The organism is Nocardia sp. NPDC051756 (assembly GCF_040681495.1).
GTDB lineage: Bacteria > Actinomycetota > Actinomycetes > Mycobacteriales > Mycobacteriaceae > Nocardia.
This window is the reverse complement of record NZ_JBFAYV010000002.1, coordinates 98,676-112,389: the sequence shown is the minus strand read 5'-3', so window position 1 is coordinate 112,389 and position 13,714 is coordinate 98,676. Positions and strand designations below refer to the sequence as shown.

The window sequence follows — 13,714 nt, the reverse complement described above, 5'->3', positions numbered from 1 at the left end:
CCCGAGGACTACCGGTCCTCGGGCGCTGTTGTGTTCGGGGCCGGGTGGGGTCGTCTTTGGGCGGGAACTCGCCCGTAGGTTCCAGAACAGGCGTAGCTTTGCCCGTCGTGGACCGCAGCACAGTTGAGGCGTGGGTCGGCGAATACGAGCGGGCCTGGCGAGCGCCGGGCACCGACAAGCTAGGCGACCTCTTCGCCCCCGGAATCGGATATCAGGTCTCGCCCTGGGCGGAACCGCTCACGGGATTACCGGCGCTGGCGAAGTTCTGGGAGACCGGACGCGACAGCCCGGACGAGTCGTTCACCATGGAGCCCGAAGTCGTTGCCGTGGACGGGCTTACCGCCGTGGTCCGGGCGGAGGTCGAATACCCGGACCAGCCCGCGCGCTGGCGCGACCTATGGGTGCTGCGCTTCGACGACGACGGCCGCTGCACCTGGTTCGAGGAGTGGCCGTTCACCCCAGGTCAGCCCGACGGGCAGGACCGATCCACCGCGGCATCGAACGCCAGTGGGGAAAGTCCCCAGCCGTGATCAGCTAGTCGACGGGCCGGGGGCCGCTGTTGTTCTGCCAGTGCTCGTTGGAGTTCAGCGCGGTGAGCAGCAGGCGAATGGCGGCCACTCGGCGTTCCTTGCCCGGCAGTTTGTCCAGTGCGCACTCGGGGTCGGCGGGCGGGCCCAGGTGCGTGCAGCCGCGCGGGCAGTCCTCGATGGCGGCGGCGAGATCGCTGAACGCGGCGACCACGTCGTCGGGGGTGATGTGGGCCAGGCCGAAAGACCGGATGCCCGGCGTATCGATGACCCACCCGCCGCCGGGCAGCGGTAGCGCGACGGATTGGGTGGAGGTGTGCTTGCCCTTGCCGACGCCGGACACCTCGCCGACGGCCCGATACGCATCCGGCACAAGACGATTCACCAAGGTCGACTTGCCGACACCGGAGTGGCCGATGAACGCGGTGAGTCGACCGGTGAGCAATTCGAGCACCGGGTCGAGCGGATCGTCGACCCCGCCGTAGACGATGGTGAGGTCGAGATCCTCGAAGGCGGAAGCGAATTCGGACTCGGCGTCCAGATCGTGCTTGGTCAGGCACAGCACCGGATGCAGCCCGCCGGCGTACGCGGCGACCATGCAGCGCTCGACGAATCCGGTGCGCGGCGGCGGGTCGGCCAGCGCGACCACCATGAACAGCTGCTCGGCATTGCCGACCACGATCCGCTCGAACGGATCGGTGTCATCGGCGGTGCGCCGCAACACCGTTCGGCGTTCGGTGACCCGCACGATGCGGGCCAGCGAGTCCGGCCGGCCGGACAGATCGCCGACCACGTCCACCTGATCGCCGACCACGATCGGGGTGCGGCCGAGTTCCCTGGCGCGCATGGCGACGATGTGCCGGTCCGGATCGTCGCCGAGCACACAGCCCCAGCGGCCGCGGTCCACCGACACCACCATGGCGGATTCCGCATCATTGTGCTGCGGACGGGTTTTCGTGCGCGGACGCGAACTCTTGCCCGGGCGTACCCGGACGTCGGTCTCGTCGTACTCGCGCTTTCTCAGTGCGCCGCCCCTTGATCGGAGAGCGTCGGATCGAGCATCCGCTCCCACAGCGCAACGAAATTCGGCAGGGTCTTGGCCGTGGTGCCGATGTCCTCGATCTCGATGCCCGGCACTCGCAGGCCGAGAATCGCTCCGGCCGTTGCCATTCGGTGGTCGGCGTAGGAATGCCAACGGCCACTGTGCAATTCGGCGGGCTCGATCTCCAGGCCGTCCTCGGTCTCGGTGACCTTGCCGCCGAGCCGGTTGATCTCGGTGGACAGCGCGGCCAGCCGGTCGGTCTCGTGCCCGCGCAGGTGCGCGATGCCGCGCAGGTGCGACGGCGAATCGGCGAGCGCGGCCAAGGCGGCGACGGTCGGGGTCAGCTCGCCGACGTCGTGCAGGTCGATATCGATGCCGGCCAGGCGATCGGGGCCGTGCACGGTCAGCACGCCGTCGAAGACCCGCGCCTCGGCGCCCATCCGGACCAGGATCTCCCGGATCACGTCGCCGGGCTGGGTGGTCAGCCGCGGCCAGTGCGGGATCTTGACCTCGCCGCCGGTGACCGCGGCGGCGGCCAGGAACGGCGTCGCGTTGGACAGGTCCGGCTCGACCTCCCAGTCCACCGCGCGGATCGGGCCGGGCGCGACCTGCCAGGTCTGGGCCAGCTTGCTGTGTTCGGGCGCCTGCACCTGCACGTCGGCGCGGCGCAGCATCTCCACGGTCATCTCGATGTGCGGCATCGAGGGCAGCGCCTTGCCGTCGTGATGCACGACCAGGCCCTCGTCGAACCGGGCCGCCGAGAGCAGCAGGCCGGACACGAACTGCGAGGAACCGGAGGCATCGATGGTCACCGTGCCGCCGCGCAGCGCGCCCTTGCCGTGCACGGTGAACGGCAGCGCGTCGCCGTCGATGTCGGCGCCGAGGGTGCGCAGCGCGTCCAAAATGGTGCTGAGCGGGCGGACCCGGGCCTGCGCGTCACCATCGAACGCGACATCGCCCGCGGCCAGCGCGGCCACCGACGGCAGGAAGCGCATCACGGTGCCCGCGAGCCCGCAATCCACCGTGCCGCCTTGCAGCGGGGCAGGGGTGACGGTCAGCGTGTCGGCCTCGCCCTCGATACTCGTGCCGAGCGCGCGCAGTGCCGCGATCATCAGGTTGGTATCGCGACTGCGCAACGCGCCGGACAGCGTCGACGGACCGTCGGCCAGTGCGGCCAAGATCAATGCCCGGTTCGTGATCGACTTCGATCCAGGCAGGGTCACGGTCGCATGTACGGGGACGTCGACATAGGGCGCTGGCCAGAAACTCACGTGTTCCATCTTCACCCATCACCCAACCGGACACACGGGCGGTCGCCCGAATGCAATGCAATTCGCCCGAACGCAGCCGCCCCACAGATCCGGCTGCCGGTCGACCGTGCTGGTTCCTACGGTGTGCCGGCGAGGAGATCTGTGGGGCGCAACGAATTTCCCGCTTACTTGTGCCGCCCGTGAATGAACGGGACCAGCTTGCGCAGCAGCTTCATCGTGGACTGGGTGCGCGAGTAGCTGAGCAGGGCCATGCCGGGAATCGCGAAGCGCTGCACCGCGATCGAGTGCGGGCGGGCGAATTCGCGCAGCCCCGGCTCGCCGTGGATGCGGCCGATGCCGGAATCGCCGACGCCGCCGAACGGCAGGCCGGGGATGGCGGCGAAGGCGAGCACCGAGTTCACCGAGGTGGCCCCGACGTGCAGGCGGCGCGCGATCTCCAGGCCGTTCTTCTTCGAGTAGACCGCCGAGGAGAGCCCGTACTTGGAGCTGTTGGCCAGCTCGACCGCTTCGTCCACGCCGTCGACGGTGCGGATGGTGACGGTCGGGCCGAAGGTCTCCTCCTGCACCGCCTCGGACTTCTCGTCCACGTCGACCAGCACGACCGGCTCGATGAACGGCGCCTTCACCGATTCCGGGCCGCCGAGCACGGCGGTGCCGCCGTTCTTCAGCGCGGACTCGATGTGGCGGCGCACGATGTCGACCTGGCTGGGCATGGTCATCGGGCCGTAGGACGCCTCGGCGCCCGAACCGGGGCCGACCTTCTCCAGGATCTTCTTCACCTCGGCGACGAACTCGTCGCGCACCGACCGGTCGACGTAGACCCGCTCGACGCCCGCGCAGGTCTGGCCGCTGTTCGCGGTGGCGCCCCAGGCGACCGCGTCGGCGGCGGCCTTCACGTCGGCGTCACCCGCGACGATCACCGCGTCCTTGCCGCCGCATTCGAGCAGCACCGGGGTGAGGTTCTCCGCGGCGGCGGCCATGATCCGCTTGCCGGTCGCGGTGGAGCCGGTGAACGCGAGCTTGTCGACGCCCGCCTTGACCAGCGCGGCGCCGGTCGCGCCGTAGCCGTTGACGGTGATGAACACGCCCTCGGGCAGGTCCGGGTTGGCCTTGGCGAACGCGTCGGACAGGAAATTGCCGATGCTGGTGGAGAACTCACTGGGCTTGAACACGACGGTGTTGCCCGCGGCGAGCGCGTAGCCGATGGAGCCGTTCGGGGTGTAGACCGGGTAGTTCCACGGGCCGATCACGCCGACCACGCCGAGCGGGCGCTGCTCGACCCGGGCGGCGAAGTTGGACATGAACGCGCCGGGGGAGACCTTCTTCGGCGCGAGCACCTTCTTGGCGTTCTTGGCCGCCCAGGCGATGTGCTCGAGCGCGAGCATCAGTTCGAGGAACGCGTCGTCGAGCGGCTTGCCGTTCTCCGCGTGGATCAGCTTGCAGAACTCGTCGGAATCCTTGACCAACTGGCTCGACCAGCGCAGCAGGTGCGTCTTGCGCTCGTCGTAGCTCAACGCGCCCCAGGTGGCGGCGGCCGTGCGGGCCTTCGCCACCGCCGCGAGCACGGCGTCGTCGTCCGCGATCGGATGGGTGCCGATCACCTCGCCGGTGGCGGGATTGACCGACGTGAGTGCCGTGTCGTGGTCGGCCGGTTTGGTGTCGGTGGATGTCACGGTGAGTTTCTCCTCTTGCCGGATGGCTGCTCGGGACGACGTCGATCCCGGATAGTCCTGGCGGTGGCCGGTCGGTGCGCATGCGTCGGTGGACGGGCACAGACCACCCATCCTCTGAGAGAATGGTAGGTCAAAACTCTCAAATGGTCACCAGCTATGGATCAATTGTCCATGAGAATGTCGGTGGCAGGTGGAAGTATCGAGATATGTGCGGACGATATGCGACCACGACAGATCCGGGTCGGCTGGCGGCCGAACTGGATGCCATCGATGAAACCGAATCCCCTGCGGGCGCGGGCACTTTCACCAACTACAACGTCGCGCCGACCACCCAGATCCTGACCGTGGTGGAGCGGCACGAGCACGGTCACAAGGACGACGACCCCAAGCTGCGCCTGCGCCGGATGCGCTGGGGCCTGATCCCGCTGTGGACCAAGGCCGCCGAACCGGGCGTTCCGGTGAAGGGCAAACCGCTGTTCAACGCCCGCGCCGACAAGGCGGCCAGCACCCCGTCGTTCCGCGACGCGGTGAAGTACCGGCGCTGCCTGATCCCGATGGACGGCTGGTACGAGTGGGTGGTCGAGCCGGACCCGAACGCCAAGGGCAAGGCGGTCAAGCAGCCGTTCTTCATGGCCCAGGCCGACGGCTCCCGGCTGTACATGGCCGGCCTGTGGTCGGTCTGGCGGGACAAGTCGCTGGAGCAGAGCGAACCGCTGCTGTCCTGCACCATCCTGACCACCGACGCGGTCGGCGACCTGACCCGCATCCATGATCGGATGCCGCTGCCGATGCCGCCGGAGCACTGGGACGCCTGGTTGGACCCGGACCACCCGGCGCCGGCGGAACTGCTGCAGACGCCGAGCGAGGCGGCCATCGCGGGGATTGTGGCGCGGCCGGTGCCGTCGCTGGTCAACAGCGTGAAGAACAACGGGCCGGAACTGCTCGACCAGCTGTCGGAAGCAGAAGCCGGGCAGATCAGTCTGCTCTGACCGCCCGGCTCCACGGAACTAGCTCAGAGCGAGCACTTCACCGCCGGGCTGGCGATATTCAGCCCGCACTTGACGATGCCCGTGACCAGGTCGATGACCTTGTTGGTGACGGTGCCGCCGAGGTTTTCGGCCTTCTTACCCTTGTCGTCCGCCTTCGGCGCACTCGGTGTGCTCGGGGCGTCGTCGGTGCCCAGGCCGTCGAACGGGAAGTCGACCTGGGTCACGATCGGTGTGGCCACCGCCGCCGGGGCGGCCAGGGTGACCGCGCCGAGGGCGACGGCGAAGGCGCCGAGCAGGGCGACGATCACGGTGCGTACACGCTGGTGCGCGGGCATTTCGCATCACATCCTCGAGTCGGGCGAATCTGGCCCGTCCATTGACGCACAGATTGTGTCGAATCAAGTGGATTGTCAGGTCCTCACAGTTGCGGTCACCGCCGCGGTCAGCCGGATCAGGTCGGCGGGCGCCACCTCGATCTCCAGCCCGCGCCTGCCTGCGCTGCACAGCACGCGATCCCAGGTCAGCGCGGAGTCGTCGACCACGGTCGGCAGCAGTTTGCGCTGACCGAGCGGGGAGATGCCGCCGAGCACGTAACCGGTCGTCCGTTCGGCCTTCGCCTTGTCCGCCATGCTCGCCTTCGGCACGCCGAGCGCGGCCGCCGCGGCCTTGAGCGACAACGTATTCGGCACCGGCAGCACCGCGACGGCGAGCGATCCGGTGGACAGTTCGAGCACCAGCGTCTTGAAGATCTGGGCCGCGGTCAGGCCCAACTCGCCGGCCAGCGCGTCCACCGCCTCGGTGCCGTAGGAATCGGCGCGCGGATCGTGCTTGTAAGCGTGCACCCGATGGGCGACCTTCGCCTGGGTGAGCGTGCGGATCGCCGGGGTCGAGGCTCCTGCCATGCGAAGACCTTAACGACGAGACCCGCCCGGCCCGCAACGGAATTGTGCGGCTGGTGTTTCGTCACGGGAACACAGGACGTGTCCCGCATGTTGGAAGCGAATACACAGCGCACGGACGGGACCGAGGGTCTCGCCGTCGCCACTGATCAGCCCAGTAAATGACGTGAAGGAGATGTCGGTGCCAGTGCTGCTCGACGAACGTCCGATCTGGACGAAGACGTCACCGACGGAAGCCGGATTCTCATTCGAATTGCCAGTGCCGGTAGATTTGGCAGGTACGGCGATCGAAGGGACAGGTGTGACAAGCGACGATCACGTGGTGACCGACGGTGTCGGTGCCGCGGTCGACGAAACCGAGCTGGCCCAGCGGTTCGAGCGGGACGCGCTCCCGCTGCTCGACCAGCTCTACGGTGCCGCGCTGCGGATGACCAGGAACCCGGCCGACGCCGAGGACCTGGTGCAGGAGACCTATGTCAAGGCGTTCCAGGGATTCAAGTCCTTCAAGGAGGGCACCAACCTGCGCGCGTGGCTGTACCGGATCCTGACCAACACTTACATCAACTCCTACCGCAAGAAGCAGCGCCAGCCCGCGCAGTACCCGACCGACGAGATCACCGACTGGCAGCTCGCGGCAACCGCCGAGCACACCTCGCAGGGTCTGCGTTCGGCCGAGGTCGAGGCGCTGGACGCCCTCCCCGACGACGACATCAAGGCCGCGTTGCAGGAGCTTCCGGAGGAATTCCGGATGGCCGTGTATTACGCGGATGTCGAAGGCTTCCCATATAAGGAAATCGCCGACATCATGGGTACCCCCATCGGTACCGTGATGTCCCGGCTGCACCGTGGTCGCAAGCAGCTCAAGGGTTTGCTCGCCGATGTGGCGCGCGAACGTGGTTTCAATCGTTCGGGGGAACGCCAGGAGGTCAAGCAGTGAGCGAGCGCAGCGAGCGCATAGGCGCAGCCGCCTACGCGGTCATGGCGGAGCCGAGCGCCAGCGAGGTGGAGGCATGAACGCGGAGCGGGACCCCGATATGGACCTGGACTGCACGGCGGTACTCACCGATATCTGGCTGATGCTCGACGGTGAGTGCAATGACGAGACCCGTGCTCGGTTGCAGCACCACATCGATCATTGCTCGCCCTGCATCGAGGCGTACGGCGTCGAGGAGAAGATCAAGGGTCTGCTCAGCCGCAAGTGCGGCGGCGACCGCGCGCCCGACGCGTTGCGCGAGCGACTGACCTTCGAGATTCGCCGGACGGTGACCGTGGTGGAGACCAAGATCGACTCCGCCGACTCCTAGGTCACCCCGAAAACAACTGAGCGGCACGCCTTCCCTGCGGAAGTGCGTGCCGCTCTGCGTTTTTCGGCCGAGCTCTCGCTCAGGCGTTTGGCCGCTTGCCGTGGTTGGCCGCGTTGCCCTTGCGACTACGCTTCTTACGTCCGCGCTTGCCCATGAGTAGTCTCCCTTCTGATTGAAGGCCATTCTTTCACGTGTGGTTGGCTATACCTTCAGCGGATGCAGACCGGGCGGCTCGATCGCCCGGACTCGCCGGGTGAGCTGCGGTGTACCAACCGAACGAATGGGGTGTCAGATGGCTGAGGAAGTGCTCGCCGAGCTGGTTTCGGTCGTCTTCCAGGTCGTGGTCAAAGAGGGCGACACGGTCAAAGAAGGCGACACCCTGGTGATCCTCGAGTCGATGAAGATGGAGATCCCGGTGCTCGCCGAGGTCGGCGGCACCGTGACCTCGATCGGCGTCAAAGAGGGCGACGCGATCAAGGCCGGGCATCTCATTGCCGTCATCTCCTAGAAGCGAATAGCGGTAGATCTTCATGGCGACGCTGAGCGAGCTATTAGCCGAACACACCGACCTACCCGGCGTCGCCGTGGACCACCTGCAGCGCGTGGTGGGGGATTGGCAGCTGCTCGCCGATCTGTCCTTCGCCGACCTGCAGCTCTGGGTCGGCGCTGGCCCGATCGCGGCGGGCGCGGACATCGTGTGTGTCGCGCAATGCCGGCCGACCACCGCCTCCACCGTGCATCACGAGGACCTGGTCGGCACCCTGGCCTTGCAGGCCGATCATCCGCAGGTGTTCGAGGCGTTGATGTCCGGCAAGATCGTGCGCGCCGATCGCGACGTGGAAACCGCAGGCGTCTATCACCCGACGCCGGTGCACGCGGTGCGCGAGGCCATCCCGGTGCGCTGCGGCGACGACGTGATCGCGGTGCTGAGCCGCGACACCGACGTGCAGCGCTCCCGCGTGCGCAGCACGCTCGAAATCGCCTATGTCGCATGCGCCGACGATCTGTGCCAGATGATTGCCGACGGCACCTTCCCTACCACCGAGGACCGCGCGGCCACGCACTCCAGCCCGCGCGCCGGTGACGGTTTCATCCGCCTCGACACCGAGGGCATCGTCGTCTACGCCAGCCCGAACGCGTTGTCCGCCTATCACCGGATGGGCTTGCAGGCCGACCTCGCCGGCCAGGATCTCGCGGTGCTGACCCGCTCGCTGATCACCGATCCGTTCGACGCGCAGGAGGTGGTCGGCGACATCCAGGCCGCGCTGGCCGGGCGCACCGGGCGCCGGATGGAGGTGGAGGCGCGCGGCGCGACCGTGCTGCTGCGCACCCTGGTGCTGCGTCCGCACGGCGAATTGGCCGGTGCCGCAGTACTTGTGCGCGATGTCACCGAGGTCAAACGCCGGGATCGGGCGCTGCTCAGCAAGGACGCCACCATCCGGGAGATCCACCACCGGGTGAAGAACAACCTGCAGACCGTCGCCGCGCTGCTGCGGTTACAGGCACGCCGCACCGAGAACGAGGAGGCGCAGGTCGCGCTCACCGAGTCGGTGCGCCGGGTCACCTCGATCGCCTCGGTGCACGAGATGCTGTCGATGTCGGTGGACGAAGAGGTCGACCTGGACGAGGTCGTGGACCGGCTGCTGCCGATCATGGCCGACGTGGCCACCGTGCACACCGCGCGGATCAAGGTCCGCCGGGCCGGCTCGCTCGGCGTGTTCTCCGCCGAACGCGCCACGCCGCTGGTGATGGTGCTCACCGAACTGGTGCAGAACGCGATCGAGCACGCCTTCGATTCCGGCGAGAACGGCACGGTGACAATCCGTTCCGAGCGTTCGGCGCGCTGGCTCGACGTCATCATCAGCGACGACGGCCGCGGCCTGCCCACCGGTTTCAGCCTGGAATCCTCCGACCGCCTCGGCCTGCAAATCGTGCGGACCCTGGTGACCGCCGAACTCGGTGGTTCGATCGGCCTGCATCCGGGTGCCGACATCGGTACCGATGCGGTACTGCGGGTTCCATTGGGCCGTCGCTCGGGGCGTTGAGTAAGTCGTTTCGTTATATGCGTTGGGGTACAAGAGAGCCCGGCACCTCTAGGGTGCCGGGCTTAAATGCGTTTACCGGACCGGGGCTGAATGGTCCGGTAAATCCGATCGTCTGCTAGACGACGGTGCGGGTGCGCGTGCGTGCGTTGCGACGCTTGAGCGCCCGGCGCTCGTCTTCACTCATACCGCCCCACACGCCGGCATCCTGTCCGGACTTCAGGGCCCAGGACAGGCAGTCAGCGGTAACGGGGCAGCGAGCGCAGACCAGCTTGGCATCGGCAATCTGCGCGAGCGCAGGACCACTGTTACCCACCGGGAAAAACAGTTCGGGGTCCTCGTCGCGACAGATGGCCTTGTGGCGCCAGTCCATTCCTCTGCTCCTTTGCTGGGCGCCGCAAATGGCGCCGACGGTTTGTGGATCGTTCACTTGTGCGACTCGAATGTTTCCGCACGGTTGCTTGTGAATGCTTTCACGAACACCGTAGATGTCAATAGGTATCTGGTGCACCGTGGGGAAGCTCACGCTCTATCGGCCCCCGCTAGGGGAACCTGCCCGGTCCTTTGTACTCGCTCTACCCAGTTTTCGCAGCACTACCACGATGTTTTTCGTGCGTTTCGTGCATCACTCTGGTCGCGGCGCCACGACATCCAAGACGGCGGGCACGGCCGTGAAATCCACCACGTTGCGCTTCCCGATAAAGTCGCCATCGATTTGCAGACCGATGGGTTCCTTCGTCTCGATGCGCACGGACGGAACGTTGTCTTCGCGAAACAAATTGCGAGACTTGGGGTTTCCGTCGACTGCCAAGAGCTGCCTGGCAAGCAGCAGTGTAGGCAGTACCGCCATGGAACGCACGGCAAACACGCCGAGTCCGTCCTCGAACCTTGTGCCGGGGTTGGTGTGCACCGGGGTGGAGTCGAGGTAGGTCCAGGGGGTCGTGTTCGTTACGAAGGCGTAATGCACGTCGGTGATGGTTTCGTGCCCGGGGACCTCGATCCGGACACTCGGCTCCTTGCGCTTGGCCCGGAAGAACTGCCGCACCGTCGTGCGCAGGTAGCGGGCCGGGGTGGCGGTCTTGCCGCGGGCGCGGCTCTCGTCGATCGCCTCGCAGACGTCCGCGTCCAGCCCGACGCCTGCGCTGAAGGTGAACCACCGGTCGTCGGCCAGGCCGAGGCCGATCCGGCGGTCCCGGTCCAGGGTCAGCAGATCGATGAGCTGGTTGGTAGCGGTGACCGGATCCGGCGAGATCCCGAGCGCCCGCGCGAAGACGTTCGCCGAGCCGCCGGGGATCACGCCGAGCCGGGGCAGCCAGGCCTGCCCGTCGTTGAGCTCGGGCAGCGGCAGGAAGCCGTTGATGGTCTCGTTGACCGTCCCGTCGCCGCCGTGCACGACGATCAGATCCATCTCGTTGGTGGCCGCCCACTGCGCGAGCTCGGCGGCGTGGCCGCGGTGCTGGGTATGCGCGACGGTCAGCTGGGTGCGGCTCTCCAGCGCGTGCGCCAGCAGGTCCCGAGTCGCCGGAGTGGTCGAGGTGGCATTCGGATTCACGATCAGCAGCGTCCGCACGTCCCGCAGCCTAATCGTCGCCGGAGCCGGTCCGAAAAGCCGCTGAACCGCAACGGTCGCGGCGACGTCGACTACGGCGGGTCGTAGGCTTGCCGGGTGGCTGAACGTAAGGGTGACGTTTCCGGTGGCGTGCCGAGGACGGTGCGTGGCGCAGGCGGGCTGGTGACGCTGGAGGGCGCCGTCGCGGTGGTCGTCGCGCTGGTGTTGATCGTGCGCGGGTTACTCGGTCACGATCAGTCGAAGACCAGCGGGTACGGCACGGCCGCGTGGTTCGGCATCCTCGGCGGGGCGGTGCTGGCCGCGGGCATCGGCCTGCTGCTGGGCAAGCGGTGGGGGCGGGCGATCGCGGTGATCGCGCAGTTGCTGCTGCTGCCGGTCACCTGGTCGCTGCTCACCGATTCGCATCAGCCGGTGTACGGCGCGCTGCTCGGGGTGGTGGTCATCGCGACGCTGGTGCTGCTGTTCGCGCCGGCGTCCACCCGCTGGATGGCCGAGGATTACGCGATCGAGCCGGAGAAACCTTGATCAACGGGACTTGACCGGGTGTCTCGCCCCGTTGACAGTTAGCCGACGAGCGCTGTCCGGCAGAGGGAGTCGGCGCGCCGGGTGGTTTCGGGGAGCCGGTATTTCGGCGTGAGCGCGAGGACCTGGGCGCACGCGGTGTCCAAGTCGATGCGGTGGCCGATCGAGACGAAGACCGGTTTCACCCCGGCACTGGTGCGCAGGGCCGCGCCGACGACCTCGCCGTCGATGGTGATGTCGGTGCGGGCGCCGCGTTCGGGTGCGGGTTCGCGGTAGTCGCCCCAGACGGATTTGGCGACGCCGATCGACGGCAGGCCGGTGAGCACGCCGAGGTGGCAGGCGAAGCCGAAGCGGCGCGGGTGCGCCAAACCCTGTGCGTCGCAGACCAGTAGGTCGGGTGCGGCGTCGAGTTGCGCCAATACCCGCATGGTCGTGGGCAATTCACGGAACGCGAGCAGACCGGGGAAGTAAGGGAACTCCGTAGTGCCGTGTGCGACAGCGGAATCGACGGTTTCCAGGGTGATCGCGTTCAGCACCACGACGGCCGCGGCGACCGCCCCGGTTTCGGAGTAGGCGCAGTCGATGCCGGCGACGGTGCCGAATTCCCGTGCCGGTCCGGTTATTTCGACCTTCGGCCGTAATTCGTCCTGGATCGCCATCGCCGCATCGGGCGTGGTCGGCCAGGAGCTCTCCTCGATCGGTGCGAGCCACGTCATCGTCGGGGGATTACTGCGCTTCCTTGGCCAGCTTGCCGAGCGGTTCGCCGGTGAGGCGGTAGCCGACCCACTCGTCTTGGGCTGCGGCGCCGAGGGATTCGTAGAAATCGATGGACGGCTTGTTCCAGGTCAGCACGGCCCAGTCGAGCCGGCTGTAGCCGTGGTCGACGGCCTCCTTGGCCAGCGCGGCGAGCAGCGCCTTGCCGTAGCCCTTGCCGCGCGTCTCCGGCTTGACGTAGAGGTCTTCCAGGTAGATGCCGTGCACGCCGTTCCAGGTGGAGAAGTTCAGGAACCAGATCGCGCAGCCGACCAGGTCGCCGTCCTCCTCGACCACGTGCGCGAAGACCTTGGGCTCGGGACCGAACAGGGCGGTATCCAATTGCGCGGTGGTGACCGTGCATTCGTCGCTGGCCTTCTCGTATTCGGCGAGGTCGTGCACGAGGCCGACCAGTCCGGGCACGTCGGCGGGGACGGCGCGGCGTAGTTGTGCAGTCACAGTGTCACTCCATTGGCGGTCGGAACCAGGTTGTGCGCCAGGATGGTTCGCACGTCGTGTTCGAAGCCGAGCACGGTCAGCGCGCCGGTCGACATGGCGAACCGGCGGCCCTCCCGCAGCTCGAATTCGGCCCAGCGGGCGATCAGCGCCCGGGAGAAGTGTCCGTGCCCGACGAGCACGATATCCCGCTCGGGCAGGCGCGGGGCCACCGCGTCGAGCACCCGGTCGGCCCTGGCCCGCACCTGGTCCTCGGATTCGCCGCCCGGCACGGCGCCGGTCCAGATGGTCCAGTTCGGCGCGGTCTCCCGGATCTGCGGGGTGGTCAGGCCCTCGTAGTCGCCGTAGTCCCACTCGGCCAGGTCCTCGTCGACGGTGACGTCGGTGAGTCCGGCCAGTTCCGCGGTCTGCGCCGCGCGCAGGCGGGGGCTGACGAACACCAGCGGATCGCGCAACTTCAGCGCGGTCAGCAGCGGGCCCGCGGCCTTGGCCTGCTCCTCGCCGTGCTCGGTGAGCGGCAGGTCGGTGCGTCCGGTATGGCGGCGCTGCGTCGACCAGCTGGTCTCGCCGTGGCGCAGCAGCACTAGTCGAGCGTCATCGAGTACTGACATGGATCCATCATGGTTCACCCGTGCCGAACCGTACCGCCCGGCCGGGTACTCGCGC

General features: G+C 67.6%; 17 protein-coding genes. 7 read left to right on the top strand and 10 right to left on the bottom strand.

Annotated elements, in window-relative coordinates; translation table 11 throughout:
• Positions 1-107 precede the first annotated feature (107 nt).
• A complete protein-coding gene (locus AB0M22_RS06530) occupies positions 108-530 on the top strand; it encodes a nuclear transport factor 2 family protein (protein WP_364721931.1) in 423 nt (140 codons plus the stop codon).
• Between the two features lie 4 nt (positions 531-534).
• On the opposite strand, the gene rsgA is transcribed toward AB0M22_RS06530, so the two are convergent.
• From rsgA to AB0M22_RS06515, 3 genes are all read right to left on the bottom strand, one after another.
• A complete protein-coding gene (gene rsgA / locus AB0M22_RS06525; RefSeq protein WP_364723965.1) occupies positions 535-1,551 on the bottom strand; it encodes a ribosome small subunit-dependent GTPase A in 1,017 nt (338 codons plus the stop codon).
• Positions 1,548-2,849 (bottom strand): 3-phosphoshikimate 1-carboxyvinyltransferase, encoded by a 1,302-nt coding sequence (aroA, locus tag AB0M22_RS06520; protein WP_364721929.1) that lies wholly within the window; start codon positions 2,847-2,849, stop codon positions 1,548-1,550. The genes rsgA and aroA overlap by 4 nt, the downstream gene beginning before the upstream one ends.
• Before the next feature lie 155 nt (positions 2,850-3,004).
• Entirely contained in the window at positions 3,005-4,513 is a 1,509-nt protein-coding gene (locus AB0M22_RS06515; protein WP_364721927.1) for an aldehyde dehydrogenase family protein, read from the bottom strand.
• Between the two features lie 206 nt (positions 4,514-4,719).
• On the opposite strand from AB0M22_RS06515, the gene AB0M22_RS06510 reads away from it, so the two are divergent.
• Positions 4,720-5,502 (top strand): SOS response-associated peptidase, encoded by a 783-nt coding sequence (locus AB0M22_RS06510; RefSeq protein ID WP_364721925.1) that lies wholly within the window; start codon positions 4,720-4,722, stop codon positions 5,500-5,502.
• A gap of 23 nt (positions 5,503-5,525) precedes the next feature.
• On the opposite strand, the gene AB0M22_RS06505 is transcribed toward AB0M22_RS06510, so the two are convergent.
• Both AB0M22_RS06505 and ybaK read right to left on the bottom strand, forming a co-directional pair.
• Positions 5,526-5,837, bottom strand: a complete 312-nt coding sequence (locus tag AB0M22_RS06505; RefSeq protein ID WP_364721923.1) for a hypothetical protein — start codon at positions 5,835-5,837, stop codon at positions 5,526-5,528.
• A gap of 75 nt (positions 5,838-5,912) precedes the next feature.
• Positions 5,913-6,404 (bottom strand): Cys-tRNA(Pro) deacylase, encoded by a 492-nt coding sequence (gene ybaK / locus AB0M22_RS06500; RefSeq protein WP_364721921.1) that lies wholly within the window; start codon positions 6,402-6,404, stop codon positions 5,913-5,915.
• 298 nt (positions 6,405-6,702) lie between these two features.
• Between ybaK and AB0M22_RS06495 the strand changes: the two genes are divergently transcribed.
• The 4 genes from AB0M22_RS06495 to AB0M22_RS06480 all read left to right on the top strand — a co-directional run bounded on the left by AB0M22_RS06495 (position 6,703) and on the right by AB0M22_RS06480 (position 9,750).
• Positions 6,703-7,338, top strand: coding sequence for a sigma-70 family RNA polymerase sigma factor (locus AB0M22_RS06495; RefSeq protein WP_150402473.1), 636 nt, complete (start codon positions 6,703-6,705; stop codon positions 7,336-7,338).
• Between the two features lie 73 nt (positions 7,339-7,411).
• A complete protein-coding gene (rsrA, locus tag AB0M22_RS06490; protein ID WP_364721918.1) occupies positions 7,412-7,705 on the top strand; it encodes a mycothiol system anti-sigma-R factor in 294 nt (97 codons plus the stop codon).
• A 292-nt stretch (positions 7,706-7,997) separates the two neighbouring features.
• Positions 7,998-8,213, top strand: a complete 216-nt coding sequence (locus AB0M22_RS06485) for a biotin/lipoyl-binding carrier protein (RefSeq protein ID WP_364721916.1) — start codon at positions 7,998-8,000, stop codon at positions 8,211-8,213.
• 22 nt (positions 8,214-8,235) lie between these two features.
• On the top strand, positions 8,236-9,750 hold the full coding sequence (locus tag AB0M22_RS06480) for a histidine kinase N-terminal domain-containing protein (RefSeq protein ID WP_364721914.1): 1,515 nt from the start codon (positions 8,236-8,238) through the stop codon (positions 9,748-9,750).
• A gap of 115 nt (positions 9,751-9,865) precedes the next feature.
• Here the strand turns inward: AB0M22_RS06480 and AB0M22_RS06475 are convergent, their stop codons facing one another.
• Entirely contained in the window at positions 9,866-10,120 is a 255-nt protein-coding gene (locus tag AB0M22_RS06475) for a WhiB family transcriptional regulator (protein WP_011211115.1), read from the bottom strand.
• A 252-nt stretch (positions 10,121-10,372) separates the two neighbouring features.
• Positions 10,373-11,317 (bottom strand): diacylglycerol kinase family protein, encoded by a 945-nt coding sequence (locus tag AB0M22_RS06470; protein ID WP_364721912.1) that lies wholly within the window; start codon positions 11,315-11,317, stop codon positions 10,373-10,375.
• A gap of 129 nt (positions 11,318-11,446) precedes the next feature.
• Here AB0M22_RS06470 and AB0M22_RS06465 point away from each other — a divergent pair, with 129 nt between their 5' ends.
• Positions 11,447-11,842 (top strand): hypothetical protein, encoded by a 396-nt coding sequence (locus AB0M22_RS06465; protein ID WP_364723961.1) that lies wholly within the window; start codon positions 11,447-11,449, stop codon positions 11,840-11,842.
• A gap of 38 nt (positions 11,843-11,880) precedes the next feature.
• Here the strand turns inward: AB0M22_RS06465 and AB0M22_RS06460 are convergent, their stop codons facing one another.
• From AB0M22_RS06460 to AB0M22_RS06450, 3 genes are read right to left on the bottom strand one after another with little or no spacing between them, the layout of a single operon-like run.
• The gene (locus AB0M22_RS06460; protein ID WP_364721910.1) at positions 11,881-12,555 is read right to left on the bottom strand and encodes an endonuclease V; all 675 of its coding nucleotides are present in this window, start codon (positions 12,553-12,555) and stop codon (positions 11,881-11,883) included.
• 10 nt (positions 12,556-12,565) lie between these two features.
• Complete coding sequence (locus tag AB0M22_RS06455; protein WP_364721908.1) at positions 12,566-13,051, bottom strand: GNAT family N-acetyltransferase; 486 nt, start codon at positions 13,049-13,051, stop codon at positions 12,566-12,568.
• Positions 13,048-13,659: an acid phosphatase gene (locus AB0M22_RS06450; protein ID WP_364721906.1), complete on the bottom strand. Its 612-nt coding sequence runs from the start codon at positions 13,657-13,659 to the stop codon at positions 13,048-13,050. Before AB0M22_RS06450 ends, AB0M22_RS06455 begins: the two co-directional genes overlap by 4 nt.
• Positions 13,660-13,714: the final 55 nt, after the last annotated feature.